Source organism: Streptomyces sp. NPDC056883, assembly GCF_042788835.1.
Taxonomy (GTDB): Bacteria; Actinomycetota; Actinomycetes; order Streptomycetales; family Streptomycetaceae; genus Streptomyces; species Streptomyces stoeckheimensis.
The window spans coordinates 133,929-157,898 of sequence record NZ_JBHUBS010000012.1; the positions used below are offsets into that span (position 1 = coordinate 133,929).

General features: G+C 72.3%; 21 protein-coding genes. 7 read left to right on the plus strand and 14 right to left on the minus strand.

Features of this window, described 5'->3' with window-relative positions:
• Window positions 1-276 precede the first annotated feature (276 nt).
• Window positions 277-1,746, minus strand: coding sequence for a hypothetical protein (locus ACFRU2_RS26950; RefSeq protein ID WP_382976567.1), 1,470 nt, complete (start codon window positions 1,744-1,746; stop codon window positions 277-279).
• Window positions 1,747-2,158: 412 nt separating this feature from the next.
• Between ACFRU2_RS26950 and ACFRU2_RS26955 the strand changes: the two genes are divergently transcribed.
• A complete protein-coding gene (locus ACFRU2_RS26955; protein ID WP_382976570.1) occupies window positions 2,159-4,600 on the plus strand; it encodes a PQQ-binding-like beta-propeller repeat protein in 2,442 nt (813 codons plus the stop codon).
• Window positions 4,601-4,701: 101 nt separating this feature from the next.
• Complete coding sequence (locus tag ACFRU2_RS26960) at window positions 4,702-5,196, plus strand: peptidylprolyl isomerase (RefSeq protein WP_382976572.1); 495 nt, start codon at window positions 4,702-4,704, stop codon at window positions 5,194-5,196.
• 216 nt (window positions 5,197-5,412) lie between these two features.
• Here the strand turns inward: ACFRU2_RS26960 and ACFRU2_RS26965 are convergent, their stop codons facing one another.
• Together ACFRU2_RS26965 and ACFRU2_RS26970 are read right to left on the minus strand one after the other, a co-directional pair.
• Entirely contained in the window at window positions 5,413-5,985 is a 573-nt protein-coding gene (locus ACFRU2_RS26965) for a hypothetical protein (protein WP_382976574.1), read from the minus strand.
• 104 nt (window positions 5,986-6,089) lie between these two features.
• On the minus strand, window positions 6,090-6,440 hold the full coding sequence (locus tag ACFRU2_RS26970) for a putative quinol monooxygenase (RefSeq protein WP_382976576.1): 351 nt from the start codon (window positions 6,438-6,440) through the stop codon (window positions 6,090-6,092).
• 111 nt (window positions 6,441-6,551) lie between these two features.
• Between ACFRU2_RS26970 and ACFRU2_RS26975 the strand changes: the two genes are divergently transcribed.
• Window positions 6,552-7,178 (plus strand): hypothetical protein, encoded by a 627-nt coding sequence (locus tag ACFRU2_RS26975; protein ID WP_382976578.1) that lies wholly within the window; start codon window positions 6,552-6,554, stop codon window positions 7,176-7,178.
• 18 nt (window positions 7,179-7,196) lie between these two features.
• Here ACFRU2_RS26975 and ACFRU2_RS26980 read toward each other — a convergent pair whose 3' ends face one another.
• The 4 genes from ACFRU2_RS26980 to ACFRU2_RS26995 all read right to left on the minus strand — a co-directional run bounded on the left by ACFRU2_RS26980 (window position 7,197) and on the right by ACFRU2_RS26995 (window position 11,356).
• Window positions 7,197-8,831 carry a hypothetical protein gene (locus ACFRU2_RS26980; protein WP_382976580.1) on the minus strand — a complete coding sequence of 545 codons (1,635 nt, stop codon included), beginning with the start codon at window positions 8,829-8,831 and terminating at the stop codon, window positions 7,197-7,199.
• A gap of 101 nt (window positions 8,832-8,932) precedes the next feature.
• Window positions 8,933-9,715, minus strand: coding sequence for an enoyl-CoA hydratase/isomerase family protein (locus ACFRU2_RS26985; RefSeq protein WP_382976582.1), 783 nt, complete (start codon window positions 9,713-9,715; stop codon window positions 8,933-8,935).
• Window positions 9,712-10,191 carry a Zn-ribbon domain-containing OB-fold protein gene (locus ACFRU2_RS26990; protein ID WP_382976584.1) on the minus strand — a complete coding sequence of 160 codons (480 nt, stop codon included), beginning with the start codon at window positions 10,189-10,191 and terminating at the stop codon, window positions 9,712-9,714. Before ACFRU2_RS26990 ends, ACFRU2_RS26985 begins: the two co-directional genes overlap by 4 nt.
• A gap of 13 nt (window positions 10,192-10,204) precedes the next feature.
• Window positions 10,205-11,356, minus strand: a complete 1,152-nt coding sequence (locus ACFRU2_RS26995; RefSeq protein ID WP_382976586.1) for a lipid-transfer protein — start codon at window positions 11,354-11,356, stop codon at window positions 10,205-10,207.
• A 93-nt stretch (window positions 11,357-11,449) separates the two neighbouring features.
• Between ACFRU2_RS26995 and ACFRU2_RS27000 the strand changes: the two genes are divergently transcribed.
• Complete coding sequence (locus ACFRU2_RS27000) at window positions 11,450-13,102, plus strand: FadD3 family acyl-CoA ligase (RefSeq protein WP_382976588.1); 1,653 nt, start codon at window positions 11,450-11,452, stop codon at window positions 13,100-13,102.
• A 203-nt stretch (window positions 13,103-13,305) separates the two neighbouring features.
• On the plus strand, window positions 13,306-13,836 hold the full coding sequence (locus ACFRU2_RS27005; RefSeq protein ID WP_382976589.1) for a hypothetical protein: 531 nt from the start codon (window positions 13,306-13,308) through the stop codon (window positions 13,834-13,836).
• Between the two features lie 76 nt (window positions 13,837-13,912).
• Here the strand turns inward: ACFRU2_RS27005 and ACFRU2_RS27010 are convergent, their stop codons facing one another.
• From ACFRU2_RS27010 to ACFRU2_RS27025, 4 genes are all read right to left on the minus strand, one after another.
• Complete coding sequence (locus ACFRU2_RS27010) at window positions 13,913-14,413, minus strand: GNAT family N-acetyltransferase (RefSeq protein ID WP_382976591.1); 501 nt, start codon at window positions 14,411-14,413, stop codon at window positions 13,913-13,915.
• A gap of 186 nt (window positions 14,414-14,599) precedes the next feature.
• Window positions 14,600-14,986 carry a DoxX family protein gene (locus ACFRU2_RS27015; protein ID WP_382976593.1) on the minus strand — a complete coding sequence of 129 codons (387 nt, stop codon included), beginning with the start codon at window positions 14,984-14,986 and terminating at the stop codon, window positions 14,600-14,602.
• A gap of 92 nt (window positions 14,987-15,078) precedes the next feature.
• Complete coding sequence (locus ACFRU2_RS27020; RefSeq protein ID WP_382976595.1) at window positions 15,079-15,555, minus strand: carboxymuconolactone decarboxylase family protein; 477 nt, start codon at window positions 15,553-15,555, stop codon at window positions 15,079-15,081.
• A 248-nt stretch (window positions 15,556-15,803) separates the two neighbouring features.
• Complete coding sequence (locus tag ACFRU2_RS27025) at window positions 15,804-16,526, minus strand: class I SAM-dependent methyltransferase (protein ID WP_382976597.1); 723 nt, start codon at window positions 16,524-16,526, stop codon at window positions 15,804-15,806.
• Between the two features lie 145 nt (window positions 16,527-16,671).
• Here ACFRU2_RS27025 and ACFRU2_RS27030 point away from each other — a divergent pair, with 145 nt between their 5' ends.
• Window positions 16,672-17,451, plus strand: a complete 780-nt coding sequence (locus tag ACFRU2_RS27030) for an IclR family transcriptional regulator (RefSeq protein ID WP_382976600.1) — start codon at window positions 16,672-16,674, stop codon at window positions 17,449-17,451.
• Between the two features lie 208 nt (window positions 17,452-17,659).
• Here the strand turns inward: ACFRU2_RS27030 and ACFRU2_RS27035 are convergent, their stop codons facing one another.
• The gene (locus ACFRU2_RS27035; protein WP_274548123.1) at window positions 17,660-17,854 is read right to left on the minus strand and encodes a hypothetical protein; all 195 of its coding nucleotides are present in this window, start codon (window positions 17,852-17,854) and stop codon (window positions 17,660-17,662) included.
• 169 nt (window positions 17,855-18,023) lie between these two features.
• A complete protein-coding gene (locus ACFRU2_RS27040) occupies window positions 18,024-21,158 on the minus strand; it encodes a BTAD domain-containing putative transcriptional regulator (protein WP_382976602.1) in 3,135 nt (1,044 codons plus the stop codon).
• A gap of 197 nt (window positions 21,159-21,355) precedes the next feature.
• On the opposite strand from ACFRU2_RS27040, the gene ACFRU2_RS27045 reads away from it, so the two are divergent.
• Window positions 21,356-22,576, plus strand: coding sequence for an amidohydrolase family protein (locus ACFRU2_RS27045; RefSeq protein WP_250742656.1), 1,221 nt, complete (start codon window positions 21,356-21,358; stop codon window positions 22,574-22,576).
• A gap of 197 nt (window positions 22,577-22,773) precedes the next feature.
• On the opposite strand, the gene ACFRU2_RS27050 is transcribed toward ACFRU2_RS27045, so the two are convergent.
• The gene (locus tag ACFRU2_RS27050) at window positions 22,774-23,859 is read right to left on the minus strand and encodes an alpha/beta fold hydrolase (protein WP_382976604.1); all 1,086 of its coding nucleotides are present in this window, start codon (window positions 23,857-23,859) and stop codon (window positions 22,774-22,776) included.
• Window positions 23,860-23,970 lie beyond the last annotated feature (111 nt).

The window sequence follows — 23,970 nt, forward strand, 5'->3', positions numbered from 1 at the left end:
AAAGAGAGGGCTGGGGGGGCCTCCTTTTGGGTGGGCGGAGTTTTCTGGGGGGGGGGGGGGGGGGGGGCCCTCCCCCCCCCCCCCCGCGGCCAGCCCTCCGAGGGCCGCCGCGGCGATGACGATGGCTGAGGTCAAGCGGTGGTGCATGGATCCCCCCGGATCTTGGTGAGATGAACGGGGGCTAGACCCATGGCAGGCCTCGGGGGTTGTACGCCTGTCCGCGGAGCGGACTGGGGGGTAGGGGCTACGGGCTGGTTCGTTACGGCCTTACGGGCTCTACGGGTTGACGGTGAGGTCGTCCTGGCGGCTTTCGGCGTTGTAGTGCTTGCCGTCGGCGTCGCGGTAGCGGGCGATCCAGGTGCCGGTGCGGTCGGCCTTGAAGGGGTGGGTGAAGGTGCCGTCGGCGGCGGTCTTGGAGTGGCCCTGGTAGGTGTAGTCCTGGCTGCCGGTGGGGCGGAAGTAGAAGAGGACCGTCTGGCCGGCGTAGGGCTTGGCCGGGGTGCCGTGCTGGAGGGTGCCCTTGATGGTGAAGGTCTGGCCCTTGCGGACCGGTTCCGGGGCGGCGTTGAAGTAGGAGAAGGCCGTCGCCGTGCGGGTCAGGCGGACGGGCTGGGTGGTGGCCCCCTGGGTGTGCGTCGTGCCGGGGTAGTGGAGGCGCCAGTAGCCGTCGGCCTCGCCCGGCAGTGTCAGCTTGAACGCGGAGTCGCTGTTCGCGTACACGGTGAACGTCTTGCGCGTGGTCCAGCCCGTCTTGCCGTCGGCCGAGTACTGCGCCTCGACGCCGAGGGTTCCGAAGCCGGTCTGCCGGACGAGGGACCCGGTGAACGTCACCCGCCGCGCTGCGTCGATCGTGGCCGTGAACTTCGTGAAGGACGTGGTGTCGTAGAGCTCGACTTCCGTGGAGTCCGACGCGAACGACAGCCATGGATATGCCCTGTTGTTCGCCCAGGTGGTCTTGATCCGCTGGCCGTCCGTGGTGGCGACCCGTACCTGCCGCTCGAACCGGCCGTCCGTTCCCGTCCCGGGCTTGCCGTCCAGGTCGCCGTTGAGGGGCGTGCCCTCGGGTACGGGCTTGCGCGTGCCGTCCGCGGCGACCAGCGAGGCCCGGCCCGTGAGCTTCGCCGTCGATCCGTAGACGGCCTTGATCTTCTGCGACGCGGGGTCGAGGACGATCTCCGCATTCCGGCGGTCCGTGGCCACGGACAGGAAGCGGTCCTCCGGGTCCATCTCCGGGGTGGCCTCGACCTTGACGTGCAGCAGGGTCGACTTCTCCGTGCCGCGGAAGGTGACAGGGGCGGCCAGCCGGCCCTGTGCGTCCGTGGTGGCCGCCAGGGAGACGCCCTCGCCCGTGAGGCTGACCCGGGCGTTCTTGAAGGGTGCGGCCGTCTGGGTCCGCGGGTCGAAGGTGGTGAGATTCGCGGACACGGTGGTCTTCAGGTTGTCCAGGGACACCTCGCCCGCCGTGGGCGTGGTCATCTCCGAGCGGAGCCGGTAGTCGAAGTCCCCGCAGACGACGGGGGAGGACGCGTCGCCGACCTCGAGCGTGTAGATCCCGAGGGCGGACAGCTTCAGGGGCGCGGATATCAGGTCCCACTCGGGCGCACCGTCCGGGTGGTGCTCCATGCGGAACTCGCTGACCGACGCGATGCGCTGCCCGGTCTTCTTGTCCCGCACGTGGACGGCGGCGGGCTTGGGCATGTCCCATACGCCCTTGACGAGAATGGCCCCCTCACGGGTGGTCTCCATCCCCTGGAGACAGTCCGCACCGGCGGCGTGCGCCACCCCGGGCAAGGCCGTCCCTCCGAGTGCCGCTGCGGTGATGATGATGGCCGAAGTCAAACGGTGATGCACGGATCCCCCCGGATCTTGATCGGATGAACGGGAGCTAGACCCACGAACTCTCCGCAGGGTTGTACGGCTTTGCCCGCACCCCGTGCGCGACCACCCGCCGTGCCGGGGCCGGACCGGGCGCGGGCCTGACAGAATCGGGGGTGCGCGACCCGGGCCGACCCCCGGAGTGAGACGCTGCACGGGGCAGGGACCTGCGGCGGCTCGTGCGCATCCGGTGACGTGATCGGCGATGACGGCGATGCCACCGGCGATGGCTGGAAGAGCGGGGTCCGTGGAGGTCCCCGTACGGGGATGGGTGTGGAGGCGAGTGGTGGAGCAGCTGACGCAGCACGACCCGAGACGGATCGGCCCCTTCGAGGTGCTGGGACGGCTCGGCGCCGGCGGCATGGGGCTGGTCTATCTCGCCCGGTCGGCGTCCGGACGCCGGGTGGCGATCAAGACGGTGCGCACCGAGCTCGCCGAGGACCAGCTGTTCCGCGTCCGCTTCACCCGTGAGGTGGAGGCGGCCCGCGCCGTCTCCGGCTTCTACACCGCGGCCGTCGTCGACGCCGATCCGCGCGCGGCCGTGCCGTGGCTGGCGACCGCGTACGTACCGGCGCCCTCCCTGGAGGAGATCGTCCACGAGTGCGGGCCCATGCCCGCCCAGGCCGTACGGTGGCTCGCCGCGGGCATCGCCGAGGCGCTCCAGTCGATCCACGGGGCGGGCCTGGTCCACCGCGACCTGAAGCCCTCCAACGTGCTCGTCGTCGAGGACGGCCCGCGCGTGATCGACTTCGGCATCGCCAGCGGGGTCTCCAACACCCGCCTGACCATGACGAACGTCGCCGTCGGCACCCCCGCGTACATGTCGCCGGAGCAGGCGAAGGACTCGCGCAGCGTCAAGGGCGCCAGCGACGTGTTCTCGCTGGGCTCCACGCTGGTCTTCGCCGCCACCGGGCACCCGCCGTACCACGGGGCGAACCCGGTGGAGACGGTCTTCATGCTGCTGCGCGAGGGCCCGAACCTGGAGGGGCTCCCCGACGAGCTCCGCCCGCTGATCGACTCCTGCATGCAGATGGACGCCACGCAGCGGCCCACCCCGGCCGACCTGCAGGCGCAGCTCGCCCCGCACCTCTTCGAGGGCGGCGACGAGAGCGGTACCGCTTCGGCGTGGCTGCCCGAGCGGGCCGTCGCGATGATCGAGGCCCGGCGGGCCGGCCACCGCAACGCCGCCGCGGCTGCGGCCGCCGCGGCGAAGCCCTCGCTCCCCCGGGCCGGGGTCTCCGCGCCCATCGAGAGCGTCGGCCCCGGGGCCGGACCCGGGGCCGGACACGCCTCCGGTCCCGCCACGCACCGCCGCCAGCGCGGCGGAGCCGACCCCTGGACCGACCCGCGGACCGGCCAGGCCGTCCCGCAGCGGCCCGAGCACCCCCCGATGGCACCCTCGGGCGAGCCCGTGCGGCTCGGCGGTTCCCCGGTGCCGATCGGCCCCGGCCCGCAGGCCTCCGCCTCGGCTCCGGCCGCCCACGCCTCCGCCTCGGACTCCGCGACCGGCTGGATCCGGCCGCCCGCCGGCACCCCGGTGTCGGGCCCCGCGCCCTCGGTCCTCGTACCGAACCCGGGCCCGGCCCCCGACAGCGGCCGCTGGCGGCCCTGGCGGTTCCGGATGTCGAACGAGGTCTGGGGCACCCCGACCGTCGCCGGCGACCTGCTCTACGTCACCTCCTTCGAGGTGCACGCCCTGGACGTGGCCAGCGGCCGCCGCCAGTTCAAGACCCGGGACGTCGCCTGGTCCATGGCCGTCTCCGACGGGCGCATCCACGCCTCCGACGGCCCCTCCCTCTACGCCCTGGACGCCGGCGACGGCTCCGAGCGGTGGCGGCTGTCCGCCGATGCCTGGGTGTACGCCCTGCGCGCGGACCGGGGCACCGTCGTCACCGCCACGCGCGGAGGCGGCGTACAGGCCTGGGAGTCGTCCAGCGGGCACAAGCTGTGGGAGCTGTCCGGCGCGCAGAGCGAGTTCGAGACCACCGAGGCGGCCCCCGTCCTGCACGACGGCACGGTCTACGTGTGGCAGGACGCCCGGCTGCGCGCCCTGGACGCCCGCTCCGGCCGCGAGTCCTGGTCGTATCCGGTCGGCGACGCCGGCTCCTGCGGTAACGTGCCCGTACGGGTCACGCCCGCCCCCGACGGCAACGTCTACGTCGCCGCCGGCACCCGGGTGATCTCCATCGACCGGGCCTCGGGCCGGGTCCGCTGGCACTTCGAGGCCCCCGCCGTGTTCCTCGCGCCCCCGGCCTTTGCCCCGGGCGCGGCCGTCACGGGCGGCGGGGTCTACCTCGCGGACTACCTGGGCACCGTCTACGCCCTGGACGCGGCCACCGGCAAGGACCGCTGGCGCATCGCCACCGAGCCCCGGCAGTCCGCCGACCCGGTCCTCGTCGCCGCCGGCAACGTCCACCTGGCCGCGGGCAGCGCCGTGTACACGCTCGACGCGGTCACCGGCACCCCGAAGTGGCGGTTCGCGGCGGGCGGCGAGATCACCGGTTCCCCGGCGGTCGCGGACGGCCGCGTCCACTTCGGATCGGCCGACCACTGCCTGTACACCCTCGACGCGGCGGGCGGGCAGCTGCGCTGGAAGCTGGCCACCGGCGGGGAGATCACCGGCGCACCGGTGGCCGAGGCGGGGGTGGTCTACGCGTGCAGCAAGGACCGCTGCGTCTACGCCCTGGACGCCGCCAAGGGCACGGGGACCCGTACGGGCGGGTGACCCGGCCCGGCCGCCGTCTGAGCTGGGGCTGAGCCGTCCGGGGGCCCGGTCGCGGCCCCCTCGGGGTCGCGCACCGCACCAGGAGTGACAGGATGGACCCCATGAGCAACGTATTCTTCGACATCAACATCGACGGCCAGCCCGCCGGCCGCATCGTCTTCAACCTCTTCGACGAGGTCGTCCCGAAGACCGCCCAGAACTTCCGCGAGCTGTGCACCGGCCAGAACGGCTTCGGCTACGCCGGCTCCGGCTTCCACCGCGTCATCCCGCAGTTCATGCTGCAGGGCGGTGACTTCACCAACCACAACGGCACGGGCGGCAAGAGCATCTACGGCGAGAAGTTCGCCGACGAGAACTTCAACCTGAAGCACGACCGCAAGTACCTGCTCTCGATGGCGAACGCCGGCCGCAACACCAACGGCTCGCAGTTCTTCATCACCACCGTCCTCACCCCGTGGCTCGACGGCAAGCACGTCGTCTTCGGCGAGGTCGTCACGGGCCAGGAGCTCGTCGACCAGATCGAGAAGCTCGGCACCCCCTCGGGCTCGACGCGCGGCAAGATCGAGATCGCGGCGTCCGGCGTCGTCGAGGCCTGATCCCCACCCCGCCCGCAACGGCTGGCCGGCCCCGCCCCCTCAGGGGGACGGGGCCGCCGTCATGTTCAGCGGGCTGGGTACGGAGCCCCAGGGGGTCCGGGCGCAGCCCGGTACCCCTGCTTTCAGCCCGTCCGGCGCTTGAGGACCGGGTCCGGGCAGCGCCCGGGGAACGGTGGAAGGGCGGGTAGGGGACAGCCCCGCAGGGCACCCGAGGCGCTACGAGTGGTCCTGCGGCGGCGGAGGCCACGCCGAAGGCGACGGGGGACGGGCGGGGTCCTCGACCGGCTCCTGATACGGATCCCGGTACGACTCCTGGTACGGAGCCTGATAAGGCTCCGGGACCGGCTCCCCGGCGACCCGGTCGCGCCGCCGGGGCCGTCCGCTCATCACGGCCGCCGCAAGGATGAGCAGCGCGCCGGCACCGAAGGCCCCACCGACCCCGTCGCCGAGCCCCGTGCCGGAGCCGCCGACCGAGAGGCTCCCCGCGGCCTGCCCCTGCCGGACCATCCACAGCACGGCGAAGCCGAGGACGACGATCCCGGAGAAGGCCATGAGCAGCCGGGAGCGCAGCACGATCGCGACGAGCGCGAGCAGGGCGGCGAAGAGGAACGGCAGCAGCAGCGAGCCCAGCAGGGCGGCCTTGTCGTCGGTGATCCCGGCGGCGGAGAAGAGCTCCTCGATGCGGTAGTCGCGTCCGTGACGGCCGTCGTACCAGGCACGGAAGGGGCTCCAGACGGCGGCCGTCGCTCCGATCAGACCCAGGAACGAGCCGAGTACGTTGCGGATCATGCCCGGCCCTCCGGGGGGAGTGGGTCTGGATCTCGATCCCGACGCTACGCCCGCCCCCGGAGTCCCGCACGCGGAGGTCCGGGCCTACCTGCGGAGGTCCAGGCCTAAGAGGGGAGCGCCGGGGGGAACACCCGCAGCACCGGCGCCCCGGCCAGCAGGGCCGCCGTGCGCGACAGGGCCTCCGCCAGGTGCGGGGAGGCCAGGTGGGCTTCCCAGGACGCGCCGTCCGCCCACTCCTCCAGGATGACCCAGGCGCCCGGAGCGCTCGGGTCCTCGTAGGCGCGGTAGGAGATGTTGCCCGCTTCGGCCCGGGTCGGCGCGACCAGGGACAGGGCCTGTGCGCGGACCTCTTCCTCCAGACCCGGCCGGGCCTGGAGGCGGGCGATCGCCGTGATGACGCCGGCGCCCGTGGCGTCGGCGGTGTCGGCAGTGGTGGCCGTGGTCTCGTCGGTCATGGTGTGTCCCCCCGGGAAGCTGTCGTAACGGATGGCGGCCACCGTACCGCTGTGCGCTTCTCACCCCCTGGTAGCGTGCCGCCCGTTGTTCAACGGGGAGGGGTTCGGACCATGGTGGTCACGGGGCGGCGGGTCAGGCTCACGGCGGTGCTGGTGGGCGTGGTGCTCGCGTTGACGGGGTTCTCGTCGACGGGCGGCAGCGGCGGGAAGAGCAAGGGCAAGAGCAAGAGCAGCGGGGGCGGGTGCTCCAGCTCCAAGAGCAAGTCGAAGAAGAAGAGCTACAGCGGTACGGGCGGCAGCGGCGGCGGCTCCACGGCCACGCCGACGGCGACGCCCACCGAGACCCGGCCGCTCGCGCACGCGGAGGTCGTCACCTGCGCCGGCCCGTCCGCGGCGAAGGCGACCGTCAAGGTCACCTCCGACGCGGCGGCCGGGCACACCTTCCGCGTCCCGCTGGTCTTCGAAGGCGCCTCCGGCCGGGTCGACTCCGGCTCCGTGGAGCTCGCGCTCAAGGCGGGCGAGAGCCGGACGGTCGACCTGCCGATGACGAACGCGGCCAAGGCGGGCGAGGTGCAGCGCTGCACGCTGGGCACGATCCAGACCGTCTCGACCGCGTCACCCACCCCGACGTCCGGCTCCGGGAGCAGCGGCTCGGTCACCACCGGCGGCAGCACGGGCGGCAAGACGCCGGGGACCACGGGCAAGCCGAAGCCCAAGTCGACCCGGAAGACCCGCTGACCCTCCGGGCCACACCCGCTACGGGGTGACGATGACCTCGTCCACGCGGCTGACGGCGTTGAGGTGCCCGGACGTCGCCGGGTAGCGGACCTGCCAGGAGCCGGTCCGGGTCGCGGTGAAGCTCTGCTTGAAGGTGCCGTCGGCGGCCGTCTTGGACGTGCCCATCCAGCTCCAGCTGGTGCTTCCGGCGGGCCGGAAGTAGTAGACGAGGCTCTGGCCGGCGAAGGGCTTCCAGGTGGGGTCGGCGTGGTTGAGCTTGCCGGTCATCGTGATCGGCTTGCCCTTCTTGGCGGGTTCGGGCGTGGCGTTGAACTCCGGGATGGCCGTGTTGGTGGCCTCGATCCGGACGGCTGGCGTCACGGAGCCGTGGATGGTGGGCGTACCGGCGTACCGGAGCCGTACGTAGCCGGGGCCCGTGTAGGGCAGGGTCGCCTCGATCTTGTAGTTGGGGAACGACCCCGGCTCGATGGTGACGGTGAAGCTCTTGCGGCTGGTCCAGCCGGTCTTGCCGTCCGCCGAGTACTCGGCGTCTACCTTGAAGGAAGTGGTGGTCTCCTCGGGAAACTCGCCGTGAAAGAACCAGCTCGACATGTAGACGTACCTGCCCGGCTCTGCGGAGGCCTTGAAGTCCTGGAAGAACGTCCCGGGCGTGACGTCCACCTTCAGGGGCGTCTTGGAGTCGAACCAAACAGAGGCGGGCCTGACGTTCATCACGCCGTCCTCGGTGAGCCGCCTGACGATGGTGAATCGGCCCGCCGCGTCGGTGCGGCCGGACTTCCAGTTTCCTGCGGAGATCGGCATCGTGGTCGGAAGGAGCTTCCACGTGCCGTTGGCGGACTTCCACTTGGAGGCCCCGCTGACCTTCGCACCCGTGCCGTAGGCTCCGGTCACGGTGGAGGAGTTCAGCTCGATGACGGTGTCGACGGGCGTCACCGGGACGGTCACGGCTGCGCGGTCCTTGTGGCCGTTCAGCTCGGCGAGGAGGTCGAACTTCACTTGGGAGTCGTCCGGGCCCTTGAGGAAGTCGGTGTGGGCGATCCCGAACTTCGCTTCGAAGTGCCCCTTGGCGTCGGCGGTCCACCGGGTGGTCTCGGAGCCCCTCTTGGCGGTGAAGGCGCCCCCCGCGTACGGCTTGGACGAGCCGTCGAGCGGGTTGTAGAGCGAGAGGTCGCCGGAGAGCACCGTGTCGAGGTGCTCCACGGAGACCGGGCTCGACTTCAGGTTCGAGATGACCGGACGCTCCGCGTAGGTCAGGACCCCGCTGTCCTCGTGGACGACGGGCTCGCCCTCGGTGCCGGTGTACTCGAGGTCGATGGTGTAGGTCCCGAGCTCGGGGAGCTTCACCGGGTCGCTCTGGAACGACGAGTTCTGCGGGGGTTCGCTCCCGCAGTCCCACGCGCAGGGGCCGTCCGGCCGGCGCGTGAAGCTGGTGAGCGTGGCGAGCCGGGTGGGCGACCCCTTCTTGCGCACGTGCGCCTTGAGGCCTCGGGGCACCTTCGCGTCCCAGTCCTCGGTGTGCACGACGACCCGTTCCTCCCACGAGCCCGCATGGACCTCCGGGTAGGGGTCCGCGGCCCGGGCGACCGTGGGCACCGCCCAGACGGTACCCACGGCCATCGCCGCGGTGAGAACTGCACTGACTCGCTTCTTCATGTGTCCCCCAGCAATCCTTCGTTCTGACCGCCTAGGAGACTGCGCACCCTGTCCGATGGTTGTACGGGGAACCGGCCGGGCTCCCCCGCACACCGTCGCCGTCACCGCACCCGCGGCTCCGGTCCCGCCCCGCTCCGCCGCCCGGCGAACAGCTCCGCCTGCCGCTCGGGCGGCAGGTTCCCCAGGGCGATCAGCCCCGGAGCCTGCGCCAGCGCCTGCTGGAGCGCGGCCTGCTTCGCCGCCCACAGGGACCGTACGGTGCCCTGCACGCCCTCCGTCGGGAAGCCGGCCAGCGTCTCGGCCGCCCGCAGGGCCGCCGGGAGCAGCGCCTCGGGCTCCGCCAGCTCGGAGACCAGGCCGATCTCGTACGCCCGCTGCGCGGAGAGCCGTTCCGCCGTGCCCATCAGGGACATCCGGGCGGCTTCACCGAAGGGCATGCGCTGCGCCATGTAGATGGCCTCGTAGGCGCTGACCATCCCGTAGCTGGTGTGCGGGTCGAAGTACGTCGCGGACGCGGAGGAGATGATGAACTCCGACTCGCCCAGCAGGTAGAACGCCCCACCGCAGGCCATGCCGTTGACGGCGGCGATCACCGGCTTCCACAGGTCGTTCGCCTTCGGCCCGATGGCGACGAGTGGGTCGTCCACCGAGTACGGCGAGGACGGCTGCGGCACCTCCACGCCCCGGTCGATGCCCGTGCAGAAGGCCGCCCGCCCGGCGCCTGTCAGGACGATCGCCCGTACCTCGTCCTCGTAGCGGAACTCCCGCCACACCCGAGCGAGTTCGGCTGCCGTCCCGAGATCGATCGCGTTGTGCTTGCGCTCCCGGTCCAGGGTGACGACCGCGACCCCGGTGGCCTTGTCCCGCTCGACGCGCACGGTCATGACTTCTCCAGCACCCAGCGCGGCACCGCCATCCCGCCCGTCTCGGTGAACACCACCTGGACGCGCGCGCCGATGCGCAGCCGTGCCGGGTCCATCGAGTCCAGCGGGGCGTCGGCGGCGGTGACGAGGTTGCCGACGAGGCGGATCTGCGGGGCGTCGGCCAGCTCCACGAGGATCACGTTGTACGGGGCCTGCGCGGCGTACGCGGGCAGCAGCGGCGGGTGCGGCTGTACGTACGACCAGATCCGGCCGCGCCCGCTCATCAGGCGCCATTCGGAGTCGAAGGATCTGCAGTGCGGGCAGCAGGGGCGGGGCGGGAAGCGCAGCTTCCCGCAGGTGGGTGCCGCGCAGGCCTGGACGCGGAGTTCGCCCTGGGCCGCGTACTCCCAGAAGGGGGCCCCGTCCCCGTCGGGGACGGGGACGAGGAGCTCGTCGGCGGTCGTGGCGGTCGTGGTGGGTGTGGTGGTCGTCGTCATGGTCGGCAGCTCCTCAGGCACGCAGCAGGATGGCGGACGTCGGGACACCCTCGCCGGCGGTCACCAGGCAGGTCGCGGCGTCGGGCACCTGGGCGGTGGAGATGCCGCGGAGCTGCTTGACGCCCTCGTTGATCAGGTTGAAGCCGTGCACGTAGGCCTCGCTGAGGCCGCCGCCGCCGGTGTTGATGGGGAGCCGGCCGCCCATCTCCAGGGCGCCGCCCTCGGTGAAGGCGGCACCCTCGCCGCGTCCGCAGAATCCGTAGCCCTCCAGGGAGAGCGGGATCAGGGGGGTGAAGGCGTCGTAGATCTGCGCGACGTCCACGTCCTGGGGGCCGAAGTCGGCCTGCTTCCACAGGTGTCGGGCGGCGGTCCAGGCGGGGCCGGACAGCGGGTCGTCGTTCCAGTAGTTGACCATGCCGTGGTGCTGGGAGGGCAGGCCCTGGGCGACGGAGTGGACGTAGACGGGCTTCTGGCGGCAGTCGCGGGCGCGCTCGGCGCTCACGATGACGCAGGCCAGGGCGCCGTCGGTCTCCAGGCAGTTGTCGAAGAGGCAGAGCGGGTCGCTGATCATGCGGGCGGTCATGTACATCTCGCGGGTCAGCGGGCGTTCGTACATCATCGCGGCCGGGTTCTCGTTGGCCCGGTTGCGGCAGGCCATCGCGACGTTGAAGAGGTGGTCGCGGGTGGCGCCGTACTCGTGCATGTAGCGGCGGGCCAGCATGCCGATCTCGTCGGCGGGGCGCAGCAGGCCGAAGGGGCGCGTCCACTGGCCGGGGGTGGGGAGCTGGACGGCCGTGTTCTTCCACGGCCGCGGCCCCGAGCCGCGCTTGCGCGAACGCCAGGCCACGCCGACGCTCGCCTGGCCGGTGGCGACGGCGGCGGCCAGGTGGCCGACGGTGGCGCAGGAACCGCCGCCGCCGTAGCCGATCTTGGAGAAGAAGGTGACGTCGCCGGCGCCGATGGCCTTGGCGACCTCGACCTCGTCGGTCTCCTCCATGGTGTAGGAGGAGAAGGCGTCGACCTCGGACGGGTCTATGCCCGCGTCGTCGAGCGCCGCGAGAATGGCCCGGCAGGCCAGTTCCTTTTCGGACTGCGGCAGTTGTTTGGCAAAGGCGGTCTGCCCGATGCCGACTATCGCCGTAGCGTCCTTGAGCGTTGCCGCCATCGCCACCTCCGGGGTGCACCAGTACTGACAGCCGCGAAGGCTACAGCTAATCTGACGGATAGTCAGCTACTGGGTTGCAGGGAAGGGCGGACCATGACCGAGGACGAGCGCGCGCGCGGGGCCGGGGCCGTGGACACGACGGAAGACGGACGGGCCGATCTCGCCTGGACCAGCATCGGCGGACTCGTCCGGCACGCCGCCGAGCGCTACGCCGGCCGCGAGGCCGTCGTCGACGGGCGGGTCCGGATCGACTACGCGCAGCTCGGCGAGCGCGTCGAGCGCGCCGCCGCCGCTTGCATGGCCGCCGGTGTGGAGCCGGGGGACCGGGTCGCCGTCTGGGCGCCCAACACCCTCGAATGGATCGTCTCCGCCCTCGGAGCCGTCTCCGCCGGGGCCGTCCTCGTCCCCCTCAACACCCGTTTCAAGGGCTCCGAGGCCGCCTACGTCCTCCAGCGCAGCCGCGCCCGGCTCCTCTTCGTCACCGGCACCTTCCTCGGCACCTCCTACGTCGCCTCCCTGCGCCGCGCCGCCGCCGAGGGCGAGGGCTCCGGGCCGCTGCCCGGCCTGCCCCACCTGGAACAGGTGGTCGTCCTGTCCGAGGACGCCCCGAACTCCTTCCGCACCTGGAAGGAGTTCCTGACCGGCGGCGACTCCGTCACCGCCGAGGCCGTCCGGGCCCGTACGGACGCGATCCCCGCCTCGGCCCCCTCGGACATCATCTTCACCTCCGGCACCACGGGCAGCCCCAAGGGCGCCGTCATCTCGCACGCCCAGTCCCTGCGCTGCTACGAGGTCTGGAGCGAGCTCGCCGGACTGCGCGAGGGCGACCGCTACCTGATCGTGAACCCCTTTTTCCACACCTTCGGCTACAAGGCCGGGGTCATCGCCTGCCTGATGCGCGGGGCCACGATGGTCCCCCAGCCCGTGTTCAACGTGGACACCGTCCTCGCCAACATCGCCGCCGAGCGGATCTCCGTACTCCCCGGCCCGCCCACCCTGCACCAGTCCCTCCTGGACCACCCCCAGCGCGACCACCACGACCTCTCCGCCCTGCGCCTGGTCGTCACGGGCGCCGCGGTCGTCCCCCTCCAGCTCGTGGAGCGGCTCCGCGGCGAGCTGCACATCGGCACCGTCCTCACCGCGTACGGGCTCTCCGAGGCGAGCGGCATCGTCACCATGTGCCGCCGCGGCGACCCGGCGGAGATCATCGCGTCGACCTCGGGCCGGGCCATCCCCGGGACGGAGGTCAGGATCGTGGACCCGGAGGGCGCGGCCCAGCCCGCGGGCCGGGCCGGGGAGGTGTGGGTGCGCGGCCACAACGTCATGCGCGGCTACTTCGAGGACCCGGTCGAAACCGCCGAGGCCATCACCCCCGAGGGCTGGCTCCGCACCGGGGACGTCGGCGTCCTCGACGCCGCCGGGAACCTGCGCATCACCGACCGGATCAAGGACATGTTCATCGTCGGCGGCTTCAACGCCTACCCCGCCGAGATCGAGCAACTCCTCGGCCTGCACCCCGACATCGCGGACGTCGCGGTCGTCGGCATCCCGGATCCCCGCCTGGGCGAGGTCGGCAAGGCGTACGCGGTCCGCCGCCCCGGCGCGGTCCTCACGGCCGACGACCTGATCGCCTGGTCCCGCCGTGAGATGGCCAACTACAAGGTCCCGCGGGAGGTGGAGTTCGTCTCCGAACTCCCGCGCAACGCGAGCGGCAAGGTCCTCAAGCGAGAACTCCGCACCCGCTGACACCGCTGCCGGGGCCCGCTGACACCGCCACCCGGCCCGGGGCGGACCGTCCCGGGGGTCGACTGCCCGGGGGATCGCCCCCGGGCTGGTCCGATCGGTCGGATCTGCCGGTGGGTCGCACCGGGACGCTCCCGGCGGTGGCGGGGCCGGGGCTATGCATGGGTGGTCCAACCATCCATGAGCCCCACCTCAGGAGCCTCCCCATGCGCACCTTGCGCCCCATGCGCCCCGTCAGGGCAGCCTGTCTCGGCACGGCCACCACCGCACTGGTCGCCCTTCTCGCCTGCGCCCCCGTCGCGTCCGCCGTCGGGACGGACGCCGATTCCGCCCGGGACAAGGGCAAGGGCCAGGTCATCACCCTGACCGGCCGGCTCGCGGAGCAGTCGCGCTTCCCCGTCAACCCGGGCGGCGCCGCGGCCCAGGGCGACCGGACCGTCTTCCGCTCGATCCTCTTCGACAAGGACGGCCAGCAGGTCGGCGAGACCGGCGGCACCTGCACGACCACCCGGGTCGACAACGGCGGAGCGGAGACCTGCGCCGTGACCTACACCCTCCCGGGCGGCCAGATCACCGCACAGGGCATGGTCTTCGGCCACCTCGTCCCGGGCCCGCCCCCCGCGTTCGACAACGCGATCACCGGCGGCACCGGGAAGTACGACCGTGCCCGCGGCTCGATCCACGCCGAGACGATCGCTCCGGGCGAGCGGCGCTTCACGATCGACCTGGAGCGCTGACGCAGGCGCCCTGAGACGGCCCGGTTCGTGGTCCAGTACCTCGCGAACCGGGCCGATCCGCCTGCATCGCCGCAGGTCAGACCCGGGCAGTGGCAGTGCTCGCCCCCGGCGGGCGCACCATGAAGACGTCGATCGGGTCCTGGGCCTCCACGACGAATCCGTGACGCTCGTAGAGCCGACGGGCGGCACTGCCCTGCAGGACGTTCAAGCCCACGGTCAGGCCCTGCGCGTCCGTCCGCTCCAGCACCGTGCGCAATACGGCGGAGCCGAGCCCCCGGCCCTGACAGTGCGGAGCCAGGTAGAAGTGCTCGAGCCACTGCCGGTCCTCGGCGGGCCGGACCGTGACGCACCCTGCCGTTGCGCCGTCGATCTCGATGACCGACGTGTGCTGCGGGGAGAAGGAATCCCGAAGCCGCTGACGCACATGGTGCTCGTCATACCGCCCGAGGCGTTCCAGATCCCCCCGCATGACCGTGGCCCGCAACTCCGCGATCGTCTCGACGTCCGCCGTCACCGCAGAACGCAGCACCCAGCCGGCCGTGTCCACCCGCGCACCGCTCATCCCCCTGGCATCCATGGCCGGAGTATCTCAACTGCCGCTGCCGCCGCCTCTACAACCCTTGCACTTGCCGGGCGTCGGACTGCGGAAGGCACGATCGCACTCCGTGCAGCCTGCCCCGGGTCCGCTGAGCCACCTCGCCGGACTCGCCGGACTCACCGAACGACGGGCCCGCGCCCGGAACTTGGTGAGCCGGAATCGGTGTCAGCCCGTGAAGGACTCCGGGCCGAAGCGGCCCCAGGCTACGAAGGCGGCCAGGAGGACGTAGGCCAGGTCTACTGCCATGTACGTGGGCTCGTGGCGGCGGTAGCGGGTGAGGGCGGCGCCCAGCATGAGGAGGACCAGGCCGACTGCGGCCAGGGGGACCAGGATCGGGGCGATGTGCAGGACGGCCGGGAGGATCAGGCCTGCCGCGGCCAGCATCTCCACGGCGCCGATCGCCTTCACCGCGCCGGGGGTGAAGTCCTCGACCCACTTCGCGCTGGCGCCGCTGGCGGCGATCTTCTCCTTCGGCGTGAACACCTTGAAGGCGCCGCCCAGCAGGTAGGCGACGGCGAGCAGTCCGGTGACGATCCACAGCGCGATGTTCATGGGGCGACTCCTCGGTCCTTGGAGGGGGAGGGGGAGGGGAGTGGGCCGGGCGCCGGCTCCGGCGTGGGGGTCGGAGCCGTGTTGCGTGTGGGTCAGTGCTGGAGCTGGCCGGGCTGGTAGTCGCCCGCCGGGGTCTGGACCATGACGTTGCCGCGGTTGAAGGCGTTGATCAGTGCGATCTGGGTGACCAGGGCGGCGAGCTGCTCGTCGTCGAAGTGCTTGGCGGCGTTCGCCCAGACCTCGTCGCTGACCCCGCCGGCCGCATCCGCGATGCGGGTGGCCTCCTCGGTCAGGAGCAGGGCCGCGCGCTCGGCGTCGGTGTACACGGTGGCCTCGCGCCAGGCCGCGACCAGGTTGAGGCGCACCGCGGTCTCTCCGGCCGCCGCCGCGTCCTTGGTGTGCATGTCGATGCAGCCGGCGCAGCCGTTGATCTGGCTGGCGCGGAGCATCACCAGTTCGCGGGTCGAGGCCGGCAGGGTCGAGTCCCCCAGCGCCTTGCTCGCGGCGATGATGTGCTTCCACGCATTGACGGCGACCGGGTCGGCGAAGAGGTTCAGGCGAGCGGCCATGGCGGATTCCTTTGCTGTGGTGCGGCGTTCGGTGTGTGGTGCTCGTTGTTCTCCCTCTAACGACACGGCGCCCCCGCGCCCTGTGGCAAATGGCAAATGTGACCTGGGTCACGGGCGCGTTTCGTGATAAATGGGGCAGAGACCGAGATAGCGGCGCCGAAGGCGTACCGGACTACGTCGGTGGCGCGGCTCGGGATCAACCACCTGAGCTCGGCGCGCGTACGGCGGGCAAGGCGCGGGCGGCAGGGTCAGGCCGCCTTGCGCGCCAGCACCAGTCGCCACCTCGGTGTCCCGTCCGGGCGGCGGCCGAAGTGGTCCAGGGGGAGCGTCTCCACCGTGAAGCCGGCCGCGCGCAGGTCCGTACGGACTCCGCCCAGCGGGAAGGTGCGGTAGTACATGACGAACGGCGGGCGCCAGACGGCATTGCGCACGCGCATCGCCGCGTCGAAGCCGGACAGGGCCCACCACGCCGGGCGGCTCGGCGGGATCGGAGCGCCGATCGGGAAGGCGAAGACCCCGCCGGGGCGCAGGGCCGCGTGGACCCCGGAGAAGACCGAGGGTCGCTCCTCCGGGAGGAAGTGGCCGAAGGCGCCGAAGCTGACCGCCAGGTCGTACGAGTCCCCGAGCGCGGCGGGCAGGTGCCGTGCGTCGGCCCGCAGCAGGTCCGCGTCGGGGTGGGCGAGTCCCGCCTCGGCGAGCATGCCCGAGCTCAGGTCGACCCCGGTCACCCGCCCCCGACACAGCCGCCGCAGCATGCCGAGGCCCGCGCCCGTACCGCAGCACACGTCGAGCCCGGCGTCGAAGGGGGCCTCGTGCCGGGCGAGCGTCTCCTCGACCGCGTCGAGCATCCGGTCGGGGGTGCGGAAGGGGGTTTGGTCGAACTTCGGGGCCAGCAGGTCGTAGCCCCGCTCGATGGAGGACATGGCCTGTACGGCCAGTTCGCGGAGGGTCGGGCCCTGGGAGGTGAACACACGGTCAGCCTAGTCAGCGCGGGCGCGGGCGCCCGGCATTTCGGGCCCTTCGGCCCCGGGCAAAACGGGCATCACGTGACGTAGGGTGAATCGATACGTTTTGCCAACCCTTGGGGATTCCGTGGTCAATGCCATACGAAGTGAGGTGCCGGGTCAGAGCGTGGGCCGGAGCTCCACGAGCGGCAGCGCCCTGGAGAAGACCCTGCGGATCACGGAGGCGCTGACCGCGTTCGGCGGCCCGCACCGGCTCGCGGAACTGTCGGCCGCCGCCGGGGTCCCCAAGTCCAGCACCTACCGGATCCTGGTCTCCCTCGTCGAGCAGGGCTACGCCGTCACCGACGGGCAGGGCAGCTACGGCGTCGGCCTGCGGCTGCGCACCCTGGCCGCCGAAATCGCCGCCGACCGGCCCGAGGGCATCGTCGAGCTGCTCGAATTCCTCCAGAAGTGCACCGGTCAGGCCGTCCACCTGGCCCTGCGCAGCGGCACCGCGCTCACGTACATCCGCAAGATCGAGAGCACCGTCCGGTCCCACCCGACCTCCTCGCGCGTCGGCATGCGCGTCCCCCTGCACGCCACCGCGATCGGCAAGGCCGTCCTCGCGCACCTGCCGCCCGAGGAGACCGAGGGCATCCTGCGCGCCACCGGGATGCCGGCCCTGACCCGGCGGACCGTCACCGGTCGGGACGACCTCGCGGACGAACTGCGCACCGTCCGGGAGCGCGGCTACGCCGTCGACGACGAGGAGCACGAGCCTTCGGTCCGCTGCCTGGGCGTGCCCGTCTTCGACCGGGCGGGCGTGCCGGTGGGCGGGGTCGGTCTGACCGCCTCCGCCCTCCTGAGCACGCGGGCGGAGCTGGAGCGGTTCGCCCCGGCGCTGCTGGAAGCCGCGCGGGGCGTACAGCGGCGGCTCCAGCTCGGCGGGTGAGGCGCCCGGCCCCCCGCCCGCCTGCACGCACGCATACGGCGGCCGCGGTGGTCCCCCTCCTGGCCACCGCGGCCGCCGTATGCGTGCGTGCACCTCCGGTGGTCCCCCCGCGACCCCCGGTCCCCCCGTGGTACGTCGTGCCGTACGACCCGGGCCCCTGGCCCCCCGGCCCCCCCGGTCCGGGTCGTACGCGTCTCAGTGGCCCGGCTTACGGGCGCGGCGGCCCGGACACGTGGTTGTCCAGCGTCACGATGTCCTCGTCGGAGACGTGGTTGTCGAGCGGCTTGGCCGGCGTGCCCGAGGTGAGGTTGTCGGCCGGCTTCGGCGCCGTGGCCGGGACGGCCGGGTCGTCGAGCGACGCGAGGTCGGCGGCGGTCGGCAGGGTGTTGTCGTTCGTCGTCATCGGATCTCCTGATGGGTGGGTCGGGCCCGTTCGGCGATTCCCCCGCGGACCGCCGAACGGGTGTCTCCAGCCGACCCGGGCTGCCCCCCGACACGCCGAGTCGATGAACACCATCCTGGCCGGTGGCGATAAACGAACGATGAACGTGCCGTTCAGCTGATGAGGAGCCCTATGCGGCGATCTCCGCCGCCAGCAGCGCCCGTACCTCGTCCAGCTCCGGCGAGCCCAGCTGAGTGAACACCACCTCGGCGTCCCGCCAGCACACCCGCGCCCGGTCCCGCTGCCCCAACTGGCGCAGCGCCCGGCCCAGTACGGTCAGCACGGTGGCGCGGCGCCACTCGCCGCCGATGCCGCGCAGCGCGATGGCCTGTTCGGCGTGCGAGGCGGCCAGCGTCGGGCGGCGCGCGGCCAAGTGGACCTTGGCGAGCCGGAAGTGCGTCACGCCCTCCCACAGCGGCTGTCGGTTCTCGTGGAACAACGAGAGCGCCTTGCTGAGCTGGGAGTGCGCCTCGGAGAGCCGGTCGGCCTGGGTGAGGGCGATGCCCAGCGCGTAACGGCCGTTGGCCAGGCGCAGGGTGAGTCCCATCCGGTCGTAGATGTCGATGCCCTGCTGCGCGAGCTCTATGGCACTGCCCAGCCGGCCCTGCTCCACGTGGATGCGGGACAGGTTGCACAGGGCGCTCGCCTCGCCCACGTGGTTGGAGTCGGCCCGGAAGTTGGCGATGGCCTCGAGGAGGTACCGTTCGCCGTCCTCGTAGCGTCCCTCGTAAATGGCGGCGATGCCACGGTCGTTCGGTGCCCAGCAGCTGGACAGCAGGTCTCCCGCGGCGCGGGCCAGCACGGTGGCCTGGCGGGCCTCGTCATCGGCCTCGGCGAACCGGCCGGCGACCAGGTGGGTGTTGGTCAGCGTGGTGCGGGCCCGGCCCTCGGAGTACAGGTCCTGTGCGGCGTGCGCGGCGTCCCGCACGGCGGTGGCGGCCGACTCGTACTGCTTGGAGTTGGCCCCCGACTCCGCGAGGTCCTTGGCGGCGAGCAGCAGGTCGACGGCCCGGCGCAGCAGGTCCTCCCGGCCGGGGCTGCGTACGGCGGCCTGCCGGACGCACGCGAGCAGGGGGTCGGCCTCCGCGTAGAGCCAGTCCTGCGCGGTGCGCGATTCGGTGAAGACCAGCCCCGGGTGGCGGGTGGCCGACAGGTGGGCCACGAGCCGGTCGCCCGGCCGCTCCAGGCCGTACACCCCGGCGGCGGTGGCCAGGTAGAAGTCCAGCACCCGGTCGAGGGCGGCGTCGCGCGCGCTCGGCGGCTGCTCGTCGCGCTCGGCGCAGGCACGCGCGTAGAGGCGTACGAGGTCGTGGAAGCGGTAGCGGCCGGGCGCGGCCGATTCGAGGAGGGAGCAGTCGACTAAGGCTTCGAGCAGGTCCTCGGTGTCGTGCTCCGCCCGGTCGAGTACGGCGGCTGCCGCCGCGAGGGAGATGTCCGGCCCGTCGGCGAGCCCCAGGAGCCGGAACGCCCGCTGCTGCGCGGGCTCCAACTGCCCGTACCCCAGCTCGAAGGTGGCCTTGACGGCGAGGTCGCCGGCCTGGAGCTCGTCCAGGCGGCGGCGCTCGTCGGCGAGCTTCGCGGCGAGCACGGAGACGGTCCAGGTGCGGCGGGCGGCGAGCCGGGAGGCGGCGATGCGGATGGCGAGCGGCAGGAACCCGCAGGCGCCGACCACGTCGAGGGCGGCCTGGCGCTCGGCGCCGACCCGCTCGTCCCCGACGATCCGGGTGAACAGCTGGAGCGCCTCGTCGGGGCTCATCACGTCGAGGTCGACGAGGTGCGCGCCGGCCAGGCCCGCCATCCGGACCCGGCTGGTGACGAGGGCGGCGCAGCCCGCGGTGCCCGGCAGCAGCGGGCGGACCTGGGCCGCGTCGCGGGCGTTGTCGAGGAGGACCAGGACGCGGCGCCCGTCGAGGGTGGAGCGGTAGAGCGCGGCCCGTTCGGCGGGGGAGTCGGGGATGGAGGAGTCGGGGGTGCCGAGGGCGCGCAGGAAGGAGCCGAGGACGGCTTCGGGCTCGGCGGGGCGGGCCTCGGTGCCCTGGAGGTCCACGTAGAGCTGCCCGTCGGGGAAGTGCGGGCGGGCGGCGTGCGCGACGTGCACGGCGAGCGTGGTCTTGCCGACACCGCCGATGCCGGCGAGGGCGGAGACCGCCATCACCTGCCCCTCGGCGCCGGCGAGGATGTCGCCGAGGTCCCGGACGAAGCTGGAGCGGCCGGTGAAGTCGGAGACGGTGGCGGGCAATTGGGCGGGCCTCACGTGGACGGGCGCGGCGGCCGGTGCCGGGTCCTCGGCGCGGGCGAGCTCGGAGTCGGCCCGCAGGATGCGCTGTTGGAGCTCGGAGAGTTCGGGGCGCGGGTCGACGCCGAGTTCGTCGGCGAGGAGCCGGCGGGTGTCGGCGTAGACGGCGAGGGCCTCGGCCTGGCGGCCGCTGCGGTAGAGGGCGAGCATCAGCAGCTCGCGCAGCCGCTCCCGCAGCGGGTGGGCGGCGGTGAGGGCGGTGAGCTCGGAGACGGCCTCGGCGTGGTGGCCCAGCTCCAGGTCCAGGTCGAGGCGGGTCTCCAGGAGCTGGAGGCGCCATTCGGCGAGCCGGGTGCGCTCGGTGTCGGCGTGCGGCCCGGGTACGCCGGCCAGCGGTTCGCCGTCCCAGACGTCCAGGGCGCGGGTCAGCAGCGTACGGGCGAGCTCGCGGTCGCCCTTGTCGGCGGGGGTGCCGGGGGTGCCGGGGGTGCTGCGGGCACCCCTTCCGGGGGTGTCGCCCTGCGGCTTCCCGGCGCGCGCGGCCTCGGCGTCGGCGGCGAGGGCCCGGGCGATGCCCAGGTCGAGGGCCGCGGGGTGGGGCAGGCGGATCGCGTAGCCGCCGGACTCGCTGACGAGGAGCCCGGGTTCGAGGATCTTGCGCAGGCGGGAGGCGTACGTGCGGATGGTCGCGAGGGCCTGCTGCGGCGGGTCCTCGCCCCAGATGGCGTCGATGAGCTCGGGCGCGGTGGCGGTGCGGCCCTCGCGGAGCAGGAGCACGGCGAGCAGCGCCCGCTGCTGCGGGGTCCCGGAGCTCAGGGCTTCGCCGCCGCGCCAGGCCCGGATGGGGCCGAGCACGGCGAACCGGTTGCCTCCGTCGGCGGAGGGGGTCGGGGTCCCGTTGACGGCTTCGTCGGCTCTGGCTTCCGCGGCGGGCCCTGCGTCGACTCCGGGTCCGGCGGCTGCGGCAATGGCGGTGTCACCGGACTCGGGGTGGTTCCGCTGGTGCGGGATGGCCGGTGTGCCGTCCATCTGGTCTCCCCCCTGCCTTCCCTAGGTGTAAGGGCCAGTCTGCCCTGTGTTGCGCGTACACGTCAGTCCGTAACGGACCCAGTCCTTACGGATCCGATGCCCGGTCCGCGCGGATCCGGCACCCGATCACCGTGGATCTGCCATCCGGCAGCGCTCAACTAGCTGACGGTTCGTCAGATTGGCGCTACCGTGAGGGCATGGAGACCTTCCCGAAGATCATCTCGGTGGACGACCACACGGTTGAGCCCCCCAACGTCTGGCGGGACCGGCTCCCGTCCAAGTACCACGACGTCGGCCCCCGCGTCGTCCGCGCCCCCCTGAAGGAAATGACCTTCCTCGGAGGCAAGTTCGCCCCCGTGATGGGGGCCAAGGGCGACGACGGACCGATAGGCGACTGGTGGGTGTACGAGGACCTGCACCGACCCCTCACCCGACTCGACACGGCCGTCGGCTACGACCGCGACGAGATCAAGCTCGAAGTCATCACGTACGAGCAGATGCGCCCGGGCTCCTTCTCGGTTCCCGACCGGCTCGCCGACATGGACGTCAACCACGTCCAGTCGGCCCTCTGCTTCCCGACCTTCCCGCGCTTCTGCGGCCAGACCTTCACCGAGGCCAAGGACCGCGAACTCGGCCTGCTCGGCGTGCGCGCGTACAACGACTGGATGGTGGAGGAGTGGTGCGGCCCGGAGGCGAACGGCCGCCTCATCCCGCTCACCCTCATCCCGCTCTGGGACGCCCGGCTGGCCGCCGCCGAGGTCCGCCGCAATGCTGCGCGCGGGGTCCGTGCGGTCGCCTTCTCGGAGATCCCGCCCCACCTCGGGCTCCCCTCCATCCACACGGACGAGTGGGACCCCTTCCTCGAGGCGTGCAACGAGACCGGCACGGTCATCGCCATGCACATCGGCTCCTCCTCGCGCATGCCCTCCACCTCGGCGGACGCCCCGCCGGCCGTCGGCTCCACCATCACCTTCGCCAACTGCTGCTTCTCGATGGTGGACTGGCTGATGAGCGGCAAGTTCGAGCGCTTCCCGAACCTCAAGATCATGTATGCGGAGGGCCAGATCGGCTGGATCCCGTACATCCTGGAGCGCGCGAACGTGGTCTGGGAGGAGAACCGCGGCTGGGGCGGCGTCGCCGACAAGGTGCTGCGGCCGCCGTCGGAGCTCTTCGCGGAGCACGTCTTCGGCTGCTTCTTCGACGACGCCTTCGGCCTGAAGAACCTGGACTCCATCGGCGTCGCCAATGTTCTTTATGAGACGGACTACCCCCACTCCGACTCCACGTGGCCCAAGTCGCGGGAGGTCGGCGAGGCCCAGATGGGCCACCTGGCCCCGGACGTGGTGGACCGCATCGTCCGCGGCAACGCGATCGACCTCCTGGGCCTGACCCCGGAAGGCCTCTGGCCGGGGGCGTAGCGCGCGGGGCGGTTGCACGGTGGTGGCGCGGCGGCCCCGGGGGAGTTCCCCCGGGGCCGCCGGTCGTCGGAACGGAGCCACCGTGCTGCACTGTGACGGCGACTGCGACATGATCGCCGAGGTCACCGGCCAGCCGATGCGGTGGGTCGTGCCACGGGGGACGGCCGACTGAGAGGTTCAGGGCGGGGCCAGGGTGGTCAGACGGCCGAGCGGTGCTCGCCCGTCAGCGCCGGGCGGACGTGGGTCTGGAGGAGCTCCAGGAAGCGGTCCGGGCGGGTGAACGAGGCGAAGTGGCTGCAGTCCTCGATGAGGGCGAACCGCTTCACCGGGGCCTCGACCTCGTCGAAGAAGGCCTTGGCCGAGGCCGTGGGGGTGATGACGTCGTGCTCGCCGTGGAAGACGAAGAACGGGATCTCGAAGCGGGTGCCGTCGGCCCGGTCGTCGAGGTCCGCGGTGCCCTCGGTGATCTGCTCCGAGAAGTTCTGCCCGCGGAAGAAGTCCCGCAGATCGCGCAGCGAGTGCAGCGGCGACAGCCACATCGAGCCCATGACCACCTTCTTGAGCGTGGCGAACGTCAGCGGGTCGCTCTGCGCGCAGAACTTGGCGTACGTCGCCCGCTCCTTCGGAGTCCACGCGTGCTGGTCGGCGCCGATCGCCTCGACCTGCGCGAGCGGCTTCGTCTTCCCGGCGGCGCGCAGCCGATCCCGTAGGGCGTCGTAGGCGGAGGTGTCGCGGCCGGCGGTGTGGATGTTCTGGTCGGTGCCCACGTAGGCGGAGTAGAGCTCGGGGTGGTTGCGGGCCAGGCGCAGCCCGAAGGCGCTGCCGTAGGAGTTGGCCAGGAGGATCACCCGCTCGGCGCGCAGCAGGTCCTGGGCGTAGCGGGTGACCTCCAGGGCGTCCTCGTAGAGCCGCTCGAAGGTGGCCTCGCCCTGGCCGGCCGGGCCGCTGCGGCCGAAGGTCTTGCCGGCGCCGCGCATGTCCCAGCGGACGATCGTGAAGTGCTGCTCCCAACTGCGGGTGCGGGTCGTGTAGATGGAGTTGGCGGCGCCGGGGCCGCCGTGGATCTCGACGAGGACCGGGTTGGTGCGGTCCTCGCCGCGGACCGAGATCCACTGGTCGATGCCGCCGATGCGGACGAAGCCCTGCTCGTCGATGCCGTGCGGGGAGTCGATCCGCAGGGTCTTGGCGGCCTGTGCGCGGCGCAGGGCGCGGTGGGTGAGGAGGGCGGCCGCGGGGGTGGCCAGGGCGGCGGTGGCGGTGATGGCGGCGGCGGTGGCGATCATTTTTGTGTCCTCCGTAAACTGTTTCCAGTGGATACGGATGAGTGTGGGGGGTGGTGGCGGTGCTGTCAATGGCTGCGGGCGGGGATCCCCCTTGCGGGGGTCGCCGCGGGC